This window comes from Pseudomonas reactans (assembly GCF_013387025.1).
In the GTDB taxonomy this organism is placed as follows: Bacteria; Pseudomonadota; Gammaproteobacteria; order Pseudomonadales; family Pseudomonadaceae; genus Aquipseudomonas; species Aquipseudomonas reactans.
Window position 1 is genome coordinate 70676 of sequence record NZ_JACAQP010000001.1, and the last position, 20675, is coordinate 91350.

Annotated in this window: 16 protein-coding genes and 1 pseudogene; 6 read left to right on the plus strand and 11 right to left on the minus strand. The window is 54.2% G+C overall.

The window, feature by feature from the left end; all coding sequences use genetic code 11:
- The first annotated feature begins 52 nt into the window (after positions 1-52).
- The 4 genes from HX793_RS00345 to HX793_RS00360 all read left to right on the plus strand — a co-directional run bounded on the left by HX793_RS00345 (position 53) and on the right by HX793_RS00360 (position 3101).
- Positions 53-316 carry a hypothetical protein gene (locus HX793_RS00345; RefSeq protein WP_100215714.1) on the plus strand — a complete coding sequence of 88 codons (264 nt, stop codon included), beginning with the start codon at positions 53-55 and terminating at the stop codon, positions 314-316.
- Positions 317-400: 84 nt separating this feature from the next.
- Positions 401-1345: an ornithine cyclodeaminase family protein gene (locus HX793_RS00350; protein ID WP_177050596.1), complete on the plus strand. Its 945-nt coding sequence runs from the start codon at positions 401-403 to the stop codon at positions 1343-1345.
- Entirely contained in the window at positions 1342-2475 is a 1134-nt protein-coding gene (locus tag HX793_RS00355) for an NAD(P)/FAD-dependent oxidoreductase (protein WP_016978347.1), read from the plus strand. Before HX793_RS00350 ends, HX793_RS00355 begins: the two co-directional genes overlap by 4 nt.
- Entirely contained in the window at positions 2475-3101 is a 627-nt protein-coding gene (locus tag HX793_RS00360) for a helix-turn-helix transcriptional regulator (RefSeq protein ID WP_016978348.1), read from the plus strand. The genes HX793_RS00355 and HX793_RS00360 overlap by 1 nt, the downstream gene beginning before the upstream one ends.
- A gap of 150 nt (positions 3102-3251) precedes the next feature.
- Here the strand turns inward: HX793_RS00360 and HX793_RS00365 are convergent.
- From HX793_RS00365 to HX793_RS00400, 9 genes and pseudogenes are all read right to left on the minus strand, one after another.
- Positions 3252-3719: pseudogene (locus tag HX793_RS00365) on the minus strand (transporter substrate-binding domain-containing protein); the annotation flags it as partial.
- A 244-nt stretch (positions 3720-3963) separates the two neighbouring features.
- Entirely contained in the window at positions 3964-5187 is a 1224-nt protein-coding gene (locus HX793_RS00370; RefSeq protein ID WP_177095386.1) for a lysozyme inhibitor LprI family protein, read from the minus strand.
- 85 nt (positions 5188-5272) lie between these two features.
- The gene (locus HX793_RS31605) at positions 5273-5686 is read right to left on the minus strand and encodes a gp19.5 family protein (protein ID WP_368855620.1); all 414 of its coding nucleotides are present in this window, start codon (positions 5684-5686) and stop codon (positions 5273-5275) included.
- On the minus strand, positions 5662-9564 hold the full coding sequence (locus HX793_RS00375) for a transglycosylase SLT domain-containing protein (RefSeq protein WP_177095389.1): 3903 nt from the start codon (positions 9562-9564) through the stop codon (positions 5662-5664). The genes HX793_RS31605 and HX793_RS00375 overlap by 25 nt, the downstream gene beginning before the upstream one ends.
- Positions 9565-9610: 46 nt before the next feature.
- Positions 9611-11833, minus strand: a complete 2223-nt coding sequence (locus HX793_RS00380; protein WP_177095391.1) for a hypothetical protein — start codon at positions 11831-11833, stop codon at positions 9611-9613.
- Positions 11833-12444 (minus strand): virion core protein, T7 gp14 family, encoded by a 612-nt coding sequence (locus HX793_RS00385; RefSeq protein WP_177095393.1) that lies wholly within the window; start codon positions 12442-12444, stop codon positions 11833-11835. The genes HX793_RS00380 and HX793_RS00385 overlap by 1 nt, the downstream gene beginning before the upstream one ends.
- A gap of 96 nt (positions 12445-12540) precedes the next feature.
- Positions 12541-12864 (minus strand): hypothetical protein, encoded by a 324-nt coding sequence (locus tag HX793_RS00390; RefSeq protein WP_177095395.1) that lies wholly within the window; start codon positions 12862-12864, stop codon positions 12541-12543.
- 133 nt (positions 12865-12997) lie between these two features.
- Complete coding sequence (locus HX793_RS00395) at positions 12998-13516, minus strand: HNH endonuclease (RefSeq protein WP_177095397.1); 519 nt, start codon at positions 13514-13516, stop codon at positions 12998-13000.
- 84 nt (positions 13517-13600) lie between these two features.
- Positions 13601-14371, minus strand: coding sequence for a BRO-N domain-containing protein (locus tag HX793_RS00400; protein WP_177095398.1), 771 nt, complete (start codon positions 14369-14371; stop codon positions 13601-13603).
- Between the two features lie 274 nt (positions 14372-14645).
- On the opposite strand from HX793_RS00400, the gene HX793_RS00405 reads away from it, so the two are divergent.
- Entirely contained in the window at positions 14646-15968 is a 1323-nt protein-coding gene (locus HX793_RS00405) for a HEPN domain-containing protein (RefSeq protein WP_177095400.1), read from the plus strand.
- Positions 15969-16028: 60 nt separating this feature from the next.
- On the opposite strand, the gene HX793_RS00410 is transcribed toward HX793_RS00405, so the two are convergent.
- On the minus strand, positions 16029-18719 hold the full coding sequence (locus HX793_RS00410; RefSeq protein ID WP_177095402.1) for a DNA-directed RNA polymerase: 2691 nt from the start codon (positions 18717-18719) through the stop codon (positions 16029-16031).
- A 661-nt stretch (positions 18720-19380) separates the two neighbouring features.
- On the opposite strand from HX793_RS00410, the gene HX793_RS00415 reads away from it, so the two are divergent.
- Positions 19381-19614 (plus strand): DNA-binding protein, encoded by a 234-nt coding sequence (locus tag HX793_RS00415; RefSeq protein ID WP_177095404.1) that lies wholly within the window; start codon positions 19381-19383, stop codon positions 19612-19614.
- A gap of 92 nt (positions 19615-19706) precedes the next feature.
- On the opposite strand, the gene HX793_RS00420 is transcribed toward HX793_RS00415, so the two are convergent.
- Complete coding sequence (locus HX793_RS00420; protein WP_256354443.1) at positions 19707-20666, minus strand: hypothetical protein; 960 nt, start codon at positions 20664-20666, stop codon at positions 19707-19709.
- Positions 20667-20675 lie beyond the last annotated feature (9 nt).

Consider the following 20675-nt stretch of genomic DNA (forward strand, 5'->3'; position numbering starts at 1 on the left):
CACTCCAGGCCGTTGCAGCTCAAGGGCTCCCCTGCGGGAAGTGTTGATCATCATGAACTGGAACATCGTCCCCTCCACCGCCTTTCAAACCACCGCAGCGGTGATGTCCGCCATTGCCTTGCTCGGCTGCCAACCGCCGACGCGGGCTGACTTCATCAAGTACCCGTCATTGCAGCAGCGCTGGTCGATGATCTGCGACCCGCGCAGCAACCTTGCCGAGGCAAATGTGCAGGGCTGCCAGAATTTCCATGAGTGGCAAGCAGCCAGCCGGGAACCGGTGCTGGGCAATCTGATGAATCAGAACCTGGGCAAGTGAGGCACCAGCTTTTTTCTCGCGGGATATTGCTCGGCAGAACTAAAAGTCCATAATGGACAAATTAGTTTATCTGCGGAGACACCGATGTCCAGCACACCTCATGTGATCCATCAGGCCCAAGCCCGCGAGTTGCTCGGTCGAATTGATGTACCGCAGATCCTGCGCAAACTGTTCCGTGACCTGGCGACCGGGCAAGCGGTACAGCCGGCGCAGCAGCTGGTGGAGTTCCCGCAAGCGGCGGGCGACTTTATCAACTACCTGGGCGTGCTGGCCGAGGATGGGGTGTACGGGGTCAAGACTTCGCCCTACATCGTGCGTGAACAAGGCCCGCTGGTGACGGCCTGGACCTTGCTGATGTCGATGCAGACCGGCCAGCCCCTGTTGCTATGCGATGCAGCCGAACTGACCACGGCACGCACGGCCGCAACCACGGCCCTGGCAGTGGACGCATTGGCGCCGTTATCCGCGCGACGCCTGGCGATCATCGGCAGTGGCAAGGTGGCCCAAGCGCATCTGCAGTATGTGAAAGGCTTCAGGGATTGGCAGAGCATCAACATGTATTCGCCCAGCCTGGCCAATGCATCCGCCGAGGCCATCGCGCAGCTCAAAAGCCTGGATTCACGTGTAATCATCGCCAGCAGTCGCGAGGCGGCAGTGGAAGACGCCGATGTGATTCTGCTGTGCACGTCATCGGCCGGGCCGGTACTCGATCCGTCGCACTTGAGCAAACCGGCACTGATCACCTCGATCAGCACCAACGCCCCACGCGCCCATGAGGTGCCGCCACACAGCCTCAATACGATGCAGGTATTCTGCGACTATCGCCGCACCACCCCTGGCTCGGCCGGTGAGATGTTGATCGCCGCCGAACAGCACGGTTGGGACGCGCGCGCCGTCGTCGGCGACCTGCCTCAGTTGCTCAGCGAACAGGTGCAGCGCCCGACCTACGATCGCCATGTATTCTTCCGCTCCATCGGCCTGGGCCTGGAAGACATCGCCCTGGCCAATGCCCTCTGGAGACAGTTATGAGCCACGCAGACTTCATCATCATCGGCGGCGGCATTGCCGGCGCGTCCACGGGTTTTTGGTTGTCGCAGCACGGCAAGGTGTTGGTGCTGGAGCGCGAAAACCACCCGGCCTATCACTCCACCGGGCGCTCAGCCGCACTGTATACCGCCGCCTATGGCACCCCGCAGGTGCGGGCGTTGACCCTGGCCAGCCGAGATTTTTTCGACAACCCGCCCACCGGTTTCTGTGAACACCCGCTGCTGACGCCGCGGGGCGAAATGACCGTGGATTTCATTGGCGATGCCGCCGAGTTGAACGCCCAGTACCTGAGCGCCAAAGCCACCGTGTCGCAGGTGGAATTACTCAGCGCCGATGAAGCCTGTGGGAAGTTGCCGATCCTGCGCCGCGAAAAAGTCCACGGTGCGCTGTATGACCCCACCGCCAGCGACATCGACACCGACGCCCTGCACCAAGGCTACCTGCGTGGCATCCGCCGCAACGGCGGTGAAGTGCGCACCGACAGTCATGTGCTCGGCTTGAGCCGCGACACCGACGGCATCTGGCACGTGCAAACCCAGGATTCAACCTGCACCGCCCCCGTCATCATCAACGCCGCTGGCGCTTGGGCCGACCACATCGGCGGGCTCGCCGGCGCCGCATCCATCGGCTTGCAGCCCAAGCGGCGCTCGGCGTTCATCTTCGCCGGCCCCGAAGGCGTCGACAGCCACCACTGGCCAATGCTGGTGGCACTGGACGAATCCTTCTACATGAAACCCGACGCCGGCATGTTCCTCGGCTCACCGGCCAACGCCGACCCGGTCGAACCTCAGGATATCCAGCCTGAAGAGCTGGACATTGCCATGGGCATCTACCAGATCGAAGAAGCCACCACCTTGACCATCCGCCGCCCGACCCGTACCTGGGCCGGCCTGCGCAGTTTTGTGCACGACGGTGATCTGCTCTCGGGTTTCGACCCGATGATACCGGGCCTGTTTTGGGTCGCGGCACAGGGAGGCTACGGCATCCAGACCTCACCGGCCATGGGCCAGGCCAGCGCGGCCTTGGTGCGTGGTGCACCGCTGCCGGAGGCACTGACGCGGTTCGGCCTCGACGCTGGTATGCTCTCCCCTGCCCGCCTGGAGCCCCATTGATGAACACCGCTGAACAAGACAAGGTCATGCAGAACTTCCGTGCGATGGCCGATGCCATCGCCACGCTGTTCTTCCCCCACGCCGAAGCAGTGCTGCACGACCTGCGCTCGCAAAAAGTCGATTACATCGCCAACAACCTGTCCAAGCGCAGCATCGGCGATGACTCGGCGCTGGAGGACATGCTCGACGCTGACGTCAGCGAGGTAAACATCGGCCCGTACGAAAAGCTCAACTGGGACGGTCAGAAAATCCGTAGCCTGAGCACCGTGCTGCATGACCACAAAGGTCGTCGCCTGGCGGTGCTGTGCATCAACCTGAATATTTCATTGTTCGAAAACGCCAAGGCGGCGCTGGACCTGTTCCTGTCTCCGAGCAAGCTGATCCCGCAACCGGACTCGCTGTTTCGCGATGACTGGCAGGAGCGCATCAATACCTTCCTGCACGCGTGGATGCGCGAGCGCCAGTTGAGCCTGAACCTGCTGACCCGTGACCACAAGCGCGAGCTGGTGCTGGCGCTGCATGCCGAAGGGGCGTTCAAGGGCAAGAGCGCGTCGAACTATGTGGCCAATGTGCTGGGCATGGGGCGGGCGACGGTCTACAAGCATTTGAAAGAATTGAAGGGCTGAGCAACCCCATGTGGGACCTGGCTTGTGTGGGAGCTGGCTTGCCTGCGATGCAGGCACCTCGGTGTATCAGGCCGACCCCGTCGATGCCATCGCAGGCAAGCCAGCTCCCACAATTGATTTACAGTGCCTAGGCTTGCCTGCTCACCCGAATCAATCGCCGTAGATATCAGACTTGAAGTACTGCTGCGAAATCTTCTGATACTCACCACTGGCGCGAATGCCATCGATCGCGGCATTCAACTCGCCCACCAATTCGGTGTTGCCCTTGCGCACCGCAATCCCTGCACCCTCACCCACGTATTTCGGGTCCTTGAGTTCCGGGCCGACAAACGCGTAGCCCTTGCCGCGTGGCATTTGCAAAAAATCATTCAGGGGAATGGTGTCGGCAAAAATCGCGTCCAGGCGACCGGCCGCCAGGTCCATGTAGATCTCTTCGTTATTGCTGTAGCGCTTGACGTTGATGCCCTTGGGTTCGAACACCTCGGTAGCATACCGGTCGGTGGTGGTGGCGCGCTGCACGCCGATGGTCTTGCCCTTGAGGCTGGCGTATTGGTCATCCACCACGGCACCTTCCTTCATCACCAAACGCGATGAGGTGAAGTAGTACTTGTGGGTGAAGTGCAATCTATTTAGCTAACCCGTGTAGATTGGGCGTTGCAGGCCCTCGACAGCCCTATTTATGACACAGCTCTGACACCAAAAGGCCAACTTACAGAGGCGTGCAGGCCCGCGTTAAGGACCCCATGCGCACCCATGCGTTAAGGCTCAGGCGCGAGAGGGGCCACGGGGGGGAACTGGCGGCGTAAGAGCGTTGAGGTGGTCATTCAGATTTTTCTGTCAGATTCTCAAAGAGCCCATCAAATCATTTGATGAACCAACTGAATGGGGCGCCATTTTCAGAGCCGAACGCCATCCAATTGATCAGAATATCCTTCGGGTCAGTGATCAGCTTCTCAGCCTGTGAGTCCCATTCAAAAACCGTTTCTTGAAGTGATCCTGCTCCGCTAAAAACTTTCAGCGCTCCAAAACAATATTCCGTCCACGCCCCAGGTGGCCCCATACGCCCTCGAACGTACACCTCTTCAGTGCGCGCGCTGAACGAGTATTGGATTGTCGAGTATTCATCTATATCAAGCACATCCTGTAACGTCAGAACACCCAGCGGTATAGACACTGCATAGGCAGGAGAAACGCCTGCATAGACTTGACCGTGCACGAGTGCCACGACCACCTCTTTAACAGCGTTATCACTGTTAAACGATATTTCTACCTGCGTTTCTTCGTAGCGATATTGGCAGCTGTCACCGAACTTGTAGTTTGGAGGACCAAGCCAATCAATGACCCTTTCATAAGGCACATAGCGTTCAATCGTGCTAAAGAGGTTGCTTGGCGTTTTAGGGTAACCAACGACAATATCCGCTTGCTCAAGTCCCTCCTCCTCAGAGGAGAACACTGCTATTCGCTCGCGCGTCAGAGCTTCGTATCTCATATTAACCATCAGCGCGCGCGCGGAGCCACCTTCCCAGCGTTGAGATTCTCGTGACGCTTCCATATCGCGAAAGGTTTCCCACGCAGCTTGTGAGTGAAGCAATGCTTGACGCATTTGCTCGTCCATTCCTCTCAGCTTAGCCCCGACAATTGCTGAAAGCTCATCATCCGCCTGGGCCGCTTTTTGACCGGACAGCACATTCATTTCAGTCTGAGATAGCTCCCGGCTCTCTCTATCAAAAACATCCCCGCGCGCATTACCTACGGCTTCAAAATCCGAGACAAGTTTTTGGGCCACTATTGTGTAGGTCTGCGCCTGACTGATTGCGCTATCCGCCACGTGTCCTAACGCATGGGCTCGAAGAGCATCAAGGTCAGCCATGGTCTTGCCTGTCTTGTTTAGCTTTTCCTGCAAGTCGACCAGTTTGTGATATTGATCCAGCTTTTCACTTTCAGGCTTGCCTTCTACTCTACGGCGCCAAACGTACTCAATAAGCCGGAACACTCCATAACCAATAGGCATCAACAGAGCCGTAAATAACGGTTCTTGAAGAGCCGCGTTGATAATAGGAATTGAAATATCACTGGGGGAGGCCATGGTTTGGCTCTGCCTTCCTTGGGAGGTTTGTGCGACGAGGCTACCTTATTGCCTTGGTTTGGCACAGTCTCGGCGTCCCAGAAAGTCACCCGTCACAGCCACCAAGTAGAACACAGACGACATCCCCAAAGCGTTCGACCAGTGGGCCGCCTTGAACAACTCCAAGACTGACAAGGAGTAGAGCAAGAAATTGGTAGGTGACACGATGGGTAGCCAGAGTGTGGATTACAGCAACACAGGTCTTCCACCGCGTAGTCATCACTAAGCCCTCCTTTGAACTGGTAATAGAGAAGGTGGTAGATGGTGTAACCACCACCCGCACAGGAGGTCTTAGAGAAGCCTTTAAGATAAGTAACCTACAGTCCCCTATGGTTATAGTGAGGAGTTTTGAAGCCCTTGCCGTACGTGGCCTGTAGGGCAGCACCAAACTGAAAATAAAGGGACCCGAAGGCCCCTCAAGATACCGCTGGCGGATTACTTCGTGGTGTCGATTCCCCATCGCTCAAACATCTCAACAACTGCCCGCTGGCTAACAGGGTCATTGGGAACCAAGCCACGGAACCCATTGAAGATACCTGTACGGTACTGCTGGGCCATGTCGGGACTGTTGGTGGTCCCTGCAAGTTTTGAAAGGTTGTAACCCACCTGGGCGACACTGCTTCCCATTCCGGCTACTGGGATTTGCTTCAATGCACCCGTCAAAACCTCACCGGGCTTATCGAAGTCACTCAGGCCATACAGCCACGCCTTTTCCCTCGGGTCCTTTTTACGGGCAGCTTCGGGAAGAATCGAAGTTCTCACCATTGCCGCCTGATCGAACCCCAAGGGAGCAGCCGCGATGTTCGCCAGACCGAAAGGTGTCCCGAGGTATGACCCGCGAGTCAGCGCCGCGTAGGCGATCATGTTGGGATCAAGGGCGTCTTTCAGGTATTGCTTACGGTCGTGAGTCGGCATCATCTGAGCCTTCAAGTACGCCGTAGACGCATAGAAACTACCGCCAGCAAGAGCCGACAGAGCCGCTGTGAGGGTCTGGTCCATCACACGGCCATTCATCTGTGCCTCTGTCAGTCCACGCATCAAACGCTCGTTCAGGGACTTCACAAGGAAGCTCTTGAATTGCATGAGCATCTTTACGCCCACGCCGTAGGCCTTGGTGTCGAGGTTGGAGACCTTATGTGGACGAATCACAACTTCGTCAGCCATGCGGTCAGCAAGGCGCCAGAGGTGCATTGAGCGTGGGTCTGCCTGGAAAGCAGTCATATTCAGAACCGAATACCTACCTTCAGCATTACGTACCATGGATCTGCTGATGAGGTCCTTGATCCCGTCCCACTGAGCCAGTGTGATGCTCGCAGAACGAAGCAAAGAGGACTCCGAGACCAGCATGGTATCGAATGGATTCTTGCCGCCTGCGAGGGTGTGCCGAACAATGTCCCCAAGGATGCCTTTACGGCCAGCATCAATTAGGTGGTTGGTGGTCTCAGGGAGCATGTAACCCGCAGGAGAACGCCGAGACATTGCACCTGTAGCCCACTTCAGAGAGCCCACAGCTTGGGCCACAGCTTCATTAGAACCCTGCTGACGCAGACGCTCAATGATGTCCATGCGGGCAGGTACGATGGAGCCGTCAAGCTCACGCCCAAAGAGACCTGAATGAAGCTCGTTAAGCCCCTCCCCTGTCATGTTGTACTTCCCTGCGATCAAGTCCTTGTAGGCCGGGATGTTGTGACCAAGCATGTGAACGTAGCCACGCGAGACAAGCCCCGCCATCTCAGTGAAGTTCTGAAAGGGCATGAAGAAGGACTTGAGCGTGAAAGCAGTGTCATTGAGTGCCCGCCCAACAGTCGACAAGGCACTTTCAGGGGTATCGCGGCGTGCCTGCCCTGTGAGGACTTTAAGCGCCTGACCAAAAGCCGCACGTTCATCAGGTTTGATGGCATCAGGTAGCGCCGCAATCTGGGCTTCAAGATCACCGACAGTACGGCCAGTTGAGCCCATGACCGCGACGTCACCGTTAACACGCCGATCGTACGCTTGAAGGATACGCCCTACAGAGAAGTCCCGCAGGTCGTTCACCGAGAAGTCCCCGTGTGGTGTTGACACCGGAACGTCAGAGTCGAAGAGGTGACGCCCCTTCAGGAAGTTGTTGTCGGCAATATTGCCCCCAAACTGCCCCTGTGTGATGTCAAAAGCCTGCGTAGTCAGAGAGTTGTCCTGTGTGATCCCGTAGGACTTTGCACTCGCATACTCACGGACCCGCTGAGCGATTGCCTGTGGGGTCACTGGGACACCTTCAGCATTCAGCAAGTCGGTAATGTGAGCATCCACACGGGCACGGGTAGCAGGCCGCCCCGCGTAACTACGCAACATGCTTTCCCGGACGGCATCTTGCAGTGCATCTGTTCCGCCCAGACGTTCCGACCACAGCACACGCGCCCCACGGTCGTAGACGTTCGGAAAGTAATGCCCCTGATGGCGTGTGGAGTCCAGCAAGGAAACAGCGTTGCTATTACCGTACTTCGCCGGGTTGGTCAGGCTGTCATGCTTACGCTCTGTATGCGCCCCAATAGCGTCCATGTAGGCCCGCTCCTCAGCTCGCAATGACGCCCGTGCAGCCCCCGTTGCATCTTCAAGAGCCTCAACAGCTCGGCGGTCAAGCACCTGCTGAGCCTCAGTACGTGAGCCCGGCAACGCTGAGTACCACTTAGAGCCCATAGCGGCATCTCCAAGCTCAGTCAGGGATTGATAGCTCATATTGTCCTGACCTTTTTCACGCTCAATGATGTCACTTGCAGTAGCTGCGAAGCGTCCATTGGAACCGGAAACGGTGCCTGTAGGGGGCCGAAACAATTGACCGGCAATGTCACGGACTTCTGGGGACTCACTACGATTCAACGTATGACCAATCTCTGTAAAACCGCCCATACGAACCCCTACAGCAGCTCGCTCAAACTGTTCCATGCGGGCAACAGTGACCGGGTTGAGAGGATTAGAACCGCTGAGAATCGTGCCATTAGGAAGACGCACAGCACCGGGCTCAAAAGGAACAGGCTGAAGGTCAACACCATTCACGTTTGCAGTGGGCTCGCCCTCAGTGTGCGGCATTAAGGTTGGGTCAGGCGCGCCCTCTTGAGCTGCACGTACTCGCGCCTCGGCTCGGATCGTAGAGCCGGTGAACGGGTCAGCCAAATGCTCAGCGGCGTCATTACCCCGAGTGACCGAGATGTTTTTGCCGAAGACGCCTGAAAGAGCGCCCCCAAGGATTGCCCCACCTGCCGCTGATGCTGCTAAGTGGGACTCACCGCCAACCACACGAGACCGTAGATGGTCCCCTGCGACTGCTGTAGCCGTCCCGTAGGCAGCGCCCTTCACCCCACGAGCGACAACGGAGCCTGTCAGGCCAGCCATTGGGACATAGCTCGTAGGGTCCCCGGCAGCGCCGACAAGTCCACCTGTTACCTGTGCGGCCCATCCAGCAGAATCGAAGTGCTGTTGATACTCTTGAGAGTCCAATACGGTAGGGAGGATCTTGGCCCACTCACTACGCTCAGCAGATGCGAACTGGCGGTAATACTCGGGTTGGACTCCAAGACCGTCAAGGGTCTCAAAGTCCTCGTCAGTCATCGGGTTGTGCTGCATCCGGTTAACAGGGCGCATCATTGAGACAACCGTCCCGAGGTCGGCGCCTTCTTCAGCGTAACCACGGTACGCAGTGCCAATTACGGATGTAGCCAAGGCAGCCTTAGAGGCTTTCCCTGTGTCGTCCCATGCACCGGTCTCAACATCACCGGATATTGGCTTTCCCTGAGCGGCGGCAAGTTCCTCCACGGTTGCGCCCTTCTCGACTGGCTGACCTATAAGGCCCAGCGCGCCCTGCTGGGGCATAGAGGAACCTGTAAGGCTCTTGAAGGCGTCCAAGTCTTTACTCACAGCAACGTCAGCCAGCTTTGCCATGTAGCCACGGCCTTCAGCGGAAAGCTTCGAGAAGTCACCCGCACGCATAGCTGAAACCTGTGGAGCCCCAAGGGGGCCTTCACCCTGGTTATACGCAAGGGCTGCTGTCAGCTCATCACCATCGTATTTATCAATGAGGTCCCGCATGTGACGGGCCATCGCGGGGACGGCCTTCAAGGGGTCTAAACGATCCTCTGGGGACATCAAACCGTAAGCCCGCCCGGTCGCCTCGGTGAACTGTGCGAGACCCAGCGGCCCCGTAGAGGACTTTGCATCTGACTTGAATGAGGACTCGTTGTAAATCTGCTTATGCAGCAAGTCGTAACGGACACCTTCGGACTCAGCAGCAGCGCGAATCAGGTTGTCATATTGGGTGCCTGTAGCTTTGATAGCGGCGTATTCGTCTTTACGTGGGTCGGTCATGTTTGGCCTCCTTTAAAGAAATAGGTTAGGAGGCTCGAAGGCCTCACTAAGGTTTCTGTTTTGTTTGTTTGTATTCGCGGATTTGCCGCTCGACTAACATCGGGTCCTTCTCCCAGCCTTCTTGCGAGCGCTTGATGTCGGCCTGTTCGCGCAGCTTGGCGTCTTTACGTTCCTGAGCGACCTTGCGAGCGTTCTCATCACGAATGTCCTGCATGTGCAAAGGCTCCACTCGACCGTTGAGTGTTTGGATGTAGAGCTGACCGTTTCGGGAGACCACGAACGCGCCACCCGTGGTTGCTTCAGGATGGGCCTGTGAGAAGGCATCAAGTTTTGCCTGGACGGCTGTCTGCCCTGCTTTCCACGAGGTGACATCGTTGGGGTCCATTAGGATTTCAGTCTTGAAGATCGCCCCCATAGGTTCCCCCGAGGTTTTGAACTGAGCGGTGTTGGTTTCAACGAAAGATTCCACGGCCGATTGAGCAGCCGAGAGATTCCCCGTAAGCGCTACATGGGCCTCGTAGATCGTACGGGCCATCTCGTTCATCTCGGCGGGCATGTATTGTGCTGCTGAACCAGACTTCCGAATCATCGCCGTGAAGTCCTTTGCTTGCTGATTACGCTCCTCACGGGTCAGCTTGTTCTGGGCCTTTTCAGCCCCCACCGCTACAGACATGTCGATCCCGTAACGATCCATTGCGTTGAGCTTCGCCACGAGGTCAGCTTTCTCCGGGTAGAGCATGGCGACCGATACAGGGTCAGCCTTTGAGAGTTCTCGCAGACGGTCGAGCTTCGGATAGTTCTGCTGGGTGGCGCCGCTGACTACAGCACCCTCCCACTCAGCACTGGCACCATCTACAAACTCACCCATGATCTTTCTGAAGGGGCCGTCCTTACGGTCAGCCTTGACGTACTGAAGCATCAAGTTCGTCTTCTGGTTTTCAGGAAGATCCCAGGACGCAATCTGATTCATCTTGAGGTTCGCGTAGTTCGCCTCGTCCTCAGGTGTGAAATTCCCGGTCAACTCATTGGTGGGCAGTAGCTTCGAATCAACAGAGACCATCTCCCCGTTGAGCTTCCTGCTCCACGCACCATCAAGCACGGACAGGCGGTTCTGTTTCTGCTCGAGCTTCACAGACTCAACTTGATACCTTGCGGTCTCGGCGCGCTGCCGCTGTAGCAACTGTTCACGGCTGTTCATGATGGCCTGACGTTCCGGGGTCATCACATCCGTAGGGGTTGCCCCGACAGTCTGAGCGCGAAGCTTATCGAGAGCTGAAAGAGCCCCAACGGTGTCAGTACCCGCCATGATCCCCGAGAGCTTCCCGTGGAACTGCTCGGCTCGGTCGGCCTTTGTGGACTGCTCGTAGTGCGCCGCTTTGGCCTTGAAGTTCTCCATGGCATCTGCACCAACCACGTCAGTGATGTAGGCCATTTGGCCTCCGATGTTTACTTGTTGGCCTCCGATATTGCCCAAGAGTGCGACCCCACCGTCACGAGCTGTCGCGTCCTGAAGGGCGCCTTTAAGAAGCTCCACAGCTGATGCGGTCGTAGGAATGATCCCGGTTTGCATACCATTGTTGATGTACCCGGCCATGACCGTAGCGGCCTCGGGGGTACGCAAGAAAGTTGGATCAGATAGAAGCGACCCGAGATCACTACGCGACTGGATGACCGCATTGACCTGAAACTCTTCAGACTTACGGCGTCCGAATTGATCGACTACAGCGGCGTTGCGTTGCGTGATGCTGTCGTTGAAACCACGCTGATAATCACCATCGGCAGGATCAATCCCGCTCATACTCGCAAAGGACTGGGCGCCCTCCTGTAATCGGGTCGCCCGGTATTCATCCAGTTCCTCACGGGTCTTGAGTTCACCCCGCGTCACCATCCCATGGACTTCCTGATCCAACTCGATGGCCGCATTTCTGCCGGTAAGCTCATTAAGCTGGCGCATGGCGTAAGGATCGTCCTGATATAGCAATACGCCTTGCTCCCGTGCGGCCTTACGATCCTCAGGAGCCATCTTGCGGATAATCTCGTTAGCCCGCTCCTTCCCTTGGTTCTGCTGAGCCGCATCGTATGCATCGTAGACATCACCACCAGCCTTTACGAAATTCCTCAAGGAATCGGCGAGCGCATAATCAGGGCCGTCAGGTTTCGCTATTCGTGCAGCTTGATAACCCGCCCCGGACCCAGCACGGAAGGCTTGGCGACCCGAAGTAGACTGAGATGATTGGTTGAGTGCTTGTGCAATTTGATTCATAGGCATTAGCGGGTCCCTCCATTGTTGACGCTCGCGCTGTTATTAGTAGTAGGAGGCGTTAACTGCGTTGGTGCGGGAGTCTTACTACCTGTCCCGAACTTACCGCCAGACCCTACATAGGCACTGCCACCAGCCGAAACGATATTCAGGGCGTTGGCGATGTTGTTCACTTTGCGATTGTTACCGCCCAGACCCCGCACAGCGGCCTTAGCATTCTCAGAGCTGCCCACGCGATTCGCAAAGATGGCCTGATAGTCCCGCTCATAGTTTTCGAGAACATTCATCTTTTGAGCCGACGCATCGTTGCCAACAGAATTTTTGAGGCGGTCCATAGAATTGCCAGTCATTCCAGACTCACCAATGGCCGCGTTGATAATTCCCTGGTTTCGAATGGCCTGTAGGTTCACTTCTGTGAGCTGACGGCGGGCCTCATCGTGCTTATCTACTATTGCGAGTTTCTGATCGTTCTCCGCGAAGTTGGCTTGCTTCACGATTTCGTTTTGTTGCTTTCGTTCGCTGTCTGTCATCTGGCCTTTAGCTTTGGCGGATTCAGATGCACTCATTGCAGACCCTGCGACAGCAACAACGGCCATACCAATGCTGACGGGCTCGCACATTAGCTATTTCCCCGCGAGCCTGCTTTGTAGCAATTCAGGTCGATTGTTATCCCCATATAAAAGCCCCTCCATTTGACAAATTCACCTGTGATGGCTTTAGACCATTGACACATAAAGTCTACGTGCAACGTCACAATCAATACGACCGATCACGATCAGCAAGAAGTCCTTAGATAAATACAACGCAGTCTGCTTGCGGTTGCGTGCGTCAACATAGTGGTACTCGCCAGCTACCCAGTAAGACAAACAGTTGGCTTTTCTATTGAACCAGCGTAACAGTCCCATATCACCGGCTTCCTTACCGACAAGACCCGCATCTACGAGCTTGTCAAGAAGGGTCACTAAGTCACGGTGAATGAAGCGTCGTGGGCGATTGGTTAGCGCAGACATGTTGAGCGTTGTAACGGTATTCGCGTTCATAAAGGTTCTCCAAGGTAATGTGTGAGAGTGTCTTCCTTATAGTGAGGAGTTTTGTGCTTCGTACTGAAAACGTACGGGAGCCTCACGATTTCTCTTGAGGCCTGTTGTCGCAGCAAACGAAGTAATGTCGAGGTCAGTTCCGGGCAAACTCGCCGTGAAAACGCTTACGTAATTGATCGAGATAGCGCCTCGCGGCATGCAGGGACGCAAGGACAGCCCGCTGGACAATCCCATCAATCGTCACCTGAGTTTGATACATGCCATTCGGTAATCTGCTAATACCCTTGGGAAGGTCGCCCTTTCCCCGCTTTCGTGCGTTCTGTAGGTTTTCGGTATTAGTGCAACAGCGTAGGTTGCAAACGTTGTTGTTCGTAATGTCGCCGTCCACATGATCCACGATGAGCGGACCGGGGTCCTTACCCGTGTGCATGAAATAGACAACTCGGTGGGTTCGGTAGTGGACGTTTTTGAACTTCAGCCGGTAGTAACCTTCCCTGTCCGTACTGAGGACTGGCCCAGGTCGTCCGTTTCGTCCCCGCGATGCCTTCAGTCTCGAAAGGCCCGAAAGGCTCTCAGGGTCAATCACGAAGTTTTCACGAAGCTTGCTTAGTTCAGGCATCGGTAAATGTTGTTGTGTCGCCGTGTGGTTCATAAGGTCTCCTCACTGGTGTCTTGACGGGATGTCATAGCCTTATAGTGAGGGTCTATATGTAGTGGGTTACTACGCCCACAGGCACTACATACGGGTAGTAGCGTTCCAAAGATCCAGCAGGGCTACTTCCAGCTTCACCATGACGGCGGGCTTCAGCTTGTCCGCTACAGGAACGCTGAGGTTTTTCAGATCACACAGTTTGATCAGTAGCTTGCGGTCGAAGTGGCGCCATACGAACTCGGTGTGGACTTCAGGGCATAGGTATGTGCTTACAGGGTTTGGATTGCTTTCAGCGCTGGTGATAGCTGGGCGAGCCATCAGGATTTCAATGAGGTTCTTCAGCTCCCCGACTTCGCCTCTGAGGGTCTTCAGTTCATCCATGACGCCTTGGGCAATGGGGTTCGTGGAGTCCTCAGCGCTGTACTTACCGGTCTTACGGATGGTCGGTAGGACTTCCTCAGAGACCCACTTACGGAACGGCTCTGAGGCTGGCGCATGGCCGCGAAGGAGCATTGCGTACACACGGGATTCGCTGAAAAGCCATGAATTAGCTTTGACCATGTGCCCGTCTATAGAGGATTTCTCTATGGACCCGACATCCTTCACCTGGGACCTAAAACCTTCGCTGCTCCGCTGAAAGTTTTGAATTACTGCGCCGGGATGCTTCAAGCCAGCCGCACGGGCTATCTGCGTCGCCACGAACAACAAATCGTGGTCGGGGTGTCCGGTCAGTACGTCCAGTTCGATCCCCATAAAGTTGCGCTTTTCGAATTGCATAATGGCCATGTGGCACATCGAATAGCCAAGTTGTGCGTGGAAGGGCGCGGCCATCCCTATAAGAATGTTGTAGGGCATCCAATGCCTCGATTTTCAGGCGCTGTCCCACCTCGGTTCCATGGAAGGCGCCAATGGATGCACTCGGTTTTTCAAGCCAGTCGCACGGGCAACCTGATTTGGTTATGGCCGCGCAGCTCAGGTCAACTCCATTGATGATAGCCAACAGCCACCCAGCATCTGCTATCATAAGCTCAGAATGTAATATTGAGCGACTCAAGAACTAACAACTTGAAAGCGCTTAAATAGATTAACACGAAACCCGCCAGGAAATGCGTTAGCGAAAGGAAGTACTTTGAAAACCGAATTTCTTATACTTGTGCCGGACGACGAATCATTTTGCAATAGCAAAAAAGCTTTTGTAGACTTCCTTAAAATTGATTCTTTAGTATCAATCACCGGAAACACGATAACCTTTAGGAGAACCCCTAAAGGGAGGGACCAAGTATCAGCCAAGTTCCGTATAGAAACGGACAAAGTAAAATCCAACAACGAAAGATATTTCCTCTTAATTATTGAATGCGACGAACAAAACCACATAGACGAGTTCTCCGAACTGTCGGACAGATTAAAAACAATAGCCGAACGCATATCACCCGGCTCAACCGTGGTTAACATGCTCTGGGATGGCGTTGGGAGGATATATGCAGAAAAAGCATACCCCATAATCAACGAAGTTGAAAACTTAATGCGGCGCCTAATCGCCAAATTTATGCTTATCACAGTTGGCATGCACTGGTCTCGCGACGCTATAAACTCAGAACTATCAAAAAAAATCGAGAAATTTGAAGAGAACGACCCATACCTTAACGACTTACACAAATTAGACTTCATTCACCTAAGCCAAGTATTATTCGAAAAGAAACGAGACATTTCACTCGACGAACTTGACAGGACGCTATTGAAAACAAAGTTTGACGAAGAAGATAAAGAAAGAATACTCAAGTATATCCCTCGTTCTAACTGGGAAAAATATTTCTCAGCTCTGGTTGAGGATAAAGGTCACGGCCTTGAAGCAAAGTGGGAGATACTTTACAAGCTGAGAAACAAAGTAGCGCATAACCGAAGCGTTAAAAAGGCAGAGTTCGAAAAAATTAATGGCCTTGCCACGAGCATAAAAGAGATAATTAGAAAAGCCACTGAAAAACTCGGAGAGATCGATATAAACGAAGAAGATCGAGAACTAATAAAGCACTCTTATCGTAAAGACGCCCCTACGATGATGATGGGGTACTTAGCGGAAAAAGCCGTATCAGAATACTATGTAAACAATGGTTATGAAATCACACAAACCTTGGATACAAACAGGGATCAAAGCTTTGATTTCTTCGCAACTAAAGACGGGGAGACAGTCAGCGTTGTAGTCAAATCAGTCCCTGTGACGACTGCATTTATTACCGTCCTTAGAACATTAACTCGTATAGAAAGCATTATGAGCAAAATCCCTCATAATGATCGCCTTGGCATTCACCTGGTATGCATAATACGCGGCGATGGATCCGAACACTTCAACGAAAACGTCACGAAGATAATAAAGCAGAACTTGCCTGAGTTCTCTATTAACTTTGAAATATACAGCGGCTTCATTAATGAGAACAATAGCTATACGGCCTTCTGATATTTAATCAGCGACGAAGAGCGTAAGGTACATCTCTATTTACACTTAATGGAGACTGCTTTACGCGAAAGCAAACTGGCTCTCAAGAATCTTCGTGATGTCCAAGGTCCCCTTCTCGGGAATCGGTGGCATTTTCTCAAGCTGGCTTGTATGGAGCTGGTCCATGAACTGTTCACGGAAGTCTTCCAAGACATCGTTCTCTGTGTACGTCTCAACCATCGTTTCGCGGACGGCCTTGAACATCTCACCGGCCTTCGCGGGGATGGTCCCGAAGCTGTCATGAATCAGCGCGAAGAACTCCACGCCGTAGCACTCAGAAGCCTTAACGACTGTCTTGCGAAGGTGAGACCCATCCTGACTGTGTACGAAGTTCGGAGAGATTCCCGATTCCTGTTTGGCTCCGTCGATGCTGTTGGAGTCCCGAACGTTGATGGTGGCCTGTAGGCGAACCGTGCCCAGGAACATCAGGTCCACACGGCGCTGAATAGGCTTCATGTATTCCTGCCACACAGGGAACCCGTCAGGCGTCACCCAGTACACAGGCATGCACGGCTTCAAGACTTCCGGTTCCGGGTTCTTCTTGGTCCGCTTGGTCGCGGTCACTTCGGTAGCCAGGAGCTTTGCCGCCTGCTGAAGCCACAACATGGCCTCAACGGCCTTCACGACTACCAGGCTCACAGAGTCCCAAATGAGGTTCGCCATGTACCGGGCACATTGCTGTGCATCAGGGAACCACTGTTCACCATCACCAGAATCCAAAGCGGGCTGGAGGATGTCTTCACGTACCTGATCGGTGAACCCGAAGGCCTTTGAGCCGTAGGCCAGGGTCATTACGGAACGCTTAGTCACCTTTCGGCTGATCCCGTAACCCATCCAGCCAGCGGCCATAGAGCGAGTGCCCAAGATGCGACGTTCGGTAATCTCACCGGTCTTCTCGTTGGTGATGATTTCGGTTGTGTCGTCAGAGCCCTCTTTAAGGTGGCGCTTAACGGCCTCAATGACTTCCTCAGCCACAAGGCGGTAAATGTCCTGCACCTCATCAGATGGCAGAAGGTTGACTGCACGCCCGCCCCGCTCGTCTCTGAGCATCGCTGAGAAGTGCTGAATACCCGAACAGGACCCATCGAATGCGATAGGTAGCGCCGACTCCCACAGCTCCCCGTGTTCAACCACACCGGCCCACTCAAAGCAGAACGCCAGGAAGCAGAAAGGGCTGTCCATCTTGGTCCACTCGGATTGGCTCAATGGGTCCCGTGCAATCTCAAGGATCAGCTCTTGGTTGTCCTCTACCCATTGCTTGCGCTGGCTAAAGTCGACCTTATCGACCCCTGCACAGTTGGCCCCGTGAATCTTCAGCCATTCAATACCGTCTTTCCCTACAGGCTCCGCAATGGACGCCATTAAGAGGCCCTTGGTAAGATCGTTGCCCTGAGGATTGAACGATGGAATGGCGTAAACACGGCCCCGCCAGTCGAGGTTGTACGGGAAGTAAATGGCCTCGTACTCAGCGAACTTTTCGGCCTGTTCTACGATGAACTCATAGGACAAACGGCGGCTCACTCGGGCTCGGTCTTTGCGGTAAACCGTGGACGCGGCTTTCTTCCAGGCCTTAAGGACCTCGGGGTCTTCGTCGATGTTCGCGGGCTTGACCGGCAAGGCCTCTTTGTCAGCAGTAGGAAACTTGTCGATAGGGACATGTTTCCAGGTCATCACCTCTTTGGCGACTTCGAGAACCTTTGCGTTCACCTTCCAAGCGGACGCCTGGGCGATGTTCACGGCCTTGTAGACCTCGGGCATCGAAACGTCTCTGTAGCGCTGTAGGCCCTTCTTCGAGCGAACCCGAATCAACGGTACAGGCTTACGGCCCTTCGCCCAGTAACCGCCACCAATCATCCCGGTCCACTCTCGGGGCGGTACGATCATTGGTTGATAGCGGGGCGTAATCTCAGCAAGCGAAAATGCACGGTTGCATAGCTTCTCTGCCCACGCTGGGGTTAGGTGGACGTACTGGCCGTCTAACTTTGAATTCCCTGCATGCTCCCGCTTCACTTCGACTAACTGAGTGGACTCCACGAGTATTTCCAACATACGGATACCGATGTGGAAGGTCAGGTCGTTGTCCAGGGCATCCCATGATTCCCACGTAGAGGTAAGCTCGTTGGCGTCTTGCATGTGGGCTTCTACACGCTCAAGGAACTTCACCTTGTAGGTGTGCCCGTTGCGCTTACCCAGTGCTGGACGGATGCGTTTATTGAAGTGTTCGGCCTCCTGTTCCCGAATGCGCCCGAAGCGCGCTTCCTCTTCCAGGGCTTGGCCCAGGGAAACGCCTATTGACTGGATAGTCTGCGGACCCTTCTTGGCAATAATGTTTAACACCGTCTTTACGGTGATAGCCGCGATATTCTCCGAGTTAACCTTTTGGAAATACTGCAAGCTGACATGTTTACGACGAACTTTAGTTACTTGATTTTCAATCCAGCTATCGAAGGCCTTAGCCATCATTGGCACAAGAGCCGAAAGCACAGGCTTAGCGGTCGCGTTATCAGCGAATTCCCCACGCTCTACAGAACGTTCAAGGGTCTTCTTAAAGCGCTCTTCACCGAGCGTATGAGCCTCATGCTCAAGTTGCAATTGGATAGCTGCAAGGTCAGGACCGTACATATCAGAAAGGGTCTCAAAGGCCCAAGATGATTTGTCGCTAATTTCACTGAAGTCGTGCTTAGTTAGTTTGATTTGGCTTTCTGCGGACACAAGAATCCCTTAGAGGCCACTTGGGCCTCCAATAAGTTAGGAAGGGTTAGTTAGAAGATTTACTAAATTGAGGGCGTAAAGGGTCCTTAGAGGGGACTTAAAGAAGTCTCTAAGTTAAAGGCTCATAGATAAGAAAATTTGAGTTACCCGCTTACAGTGGGTGTTTTAAATGTCAGCGCAGTGCAAAGACATTACCAGCCCTCCACTATTGCCACCGAACCACTGTCAGTGATAGATATGTGACCTATGTGGTGCGATTTACTTGGATAATGGGAGGATACGTTGTATTTGTAGATTCGCCCAAGTCGCTCGCTGTGTCCTACGAAGATCAAGTCTCTGACTCGGGCATTCAATCCATTAGATATTTTCATCGCACAAAAGCGCTCGTAATTCCCTTCACGTGAGCGCTTGAATTCCGAAGCTCCCCCGCACACAGGGACTGATAGGCCGTTTGCTTCATCGGCGCCCATTTCTAAAGTCGTAAGAAAGGGGGTGGTTGTTTGGTGTGTCATGACTAAGCGTCCTTCAGATGGGGAGCGAGCAGCCTTTACGTGGGATCTCCGAGGCTGTGATAGCATGCGTAATGAAAGCTTTTTCAATCGCAATATGTACAGAGTACATGTACTATTTACACAAACCAACTGCTTTCTGAAGGGAATTTATGGATATTGCTGAGCGCGCCGCACTGCTACTGGGCCGAGCGCAATTGAGCGACCTTGCGGGCGCTGGGGATGTGCCGTATGTACGCTGGCAGAATGTGAAGCGCGGTCGGGCAAGAATGGGGCTGGAAGAGATAGAAATTTTGGGGCGCGTGTTTCCATCGTATCGTTGGTGGTTGCTAACTGGGGAGGATGGCAAGCCGAAAGGCCCTTTTGAAAACCCTATTGGTATCTAAGGGCTACTCTCAGAGAGTTAGGCGGGGAAGGAGGTTCGAACGCTGCAATTCAAACCTTCCCGTAACTCAGAAAGAAAGAGAACTGGCTATCATCACAGCGCTCTTTCCTCAGTTTCATATCCCCCGTCAACGACTTCATTGGCCCAAACGTCATCTAATCCCCCGGCGTCAAACTCAGCCAACTTGATGAGCATGACACTGTCGAGATGCAAGAGGACGGACGCACCCGCCACAACCGTCCAGCCATACGGAAAAATAGAGAACCTTACCTTTAACATCGCACCGCTATTGATGGAAGGAACCTTAGTGATATGCCTGCCCTTCGAGTCAACCACCTCCAGGGGAAGTGATATTATTTCCTGCGTATGCCTGTCGATGTATGAGGCATACCGTCTGATTTTGAAGGTCACGGAACCATCAACGTTAACTACAAAGGGCATGTCTCCTGCGAATGGCAACAAAGGCTTCTTGCCGACCGGGACCACGGGCGGGTTCTTTAAGTTGTCCGCGAGGAGGCTCCTGAAGTTGGCTTCATGCGCCTGAAAAATCTCTTCGACCAGGGGCCGCGCATCATCAGCAGGGACAGTGAGGTTAACTCTCCACACACCGCGCGGATTACCGAACCCCTTTTCTGGGCGTCCGAAGTCAGGCATCTGAATCGCACAGCCGGACTCAGCTATCCCACAAGGCGTGATGTAAAAGTCCTTTCGAGGCCCCCTCGGCAATTCTTTATTTTTGAGATAAGCGTTGCCGTGAACGAAACCATATGCCGACGTAGATGCATCGCCTTGGATCAGAGACAGGCGCCGCCGTGAAATACTCACTGCCTGGGCCCTAAGCTGTTGCCAAGAAACCCCGCGATTCCTGAAGTGGAACTCAGACAGCCGTTTCAAGATATCCCTGGCGATGCTCGTTGCGAGAACAGCATTTGAGGTACGGAGAGAAATAGTGAGGCAGTCGGATTTGGAACCCAATACCCGCAGGCGCAGATAGCACACACCTTTACGTTCATAGTAATACGGGACAGCCAGAACGGTTTCAAGCTCAGCCAATCACCACTC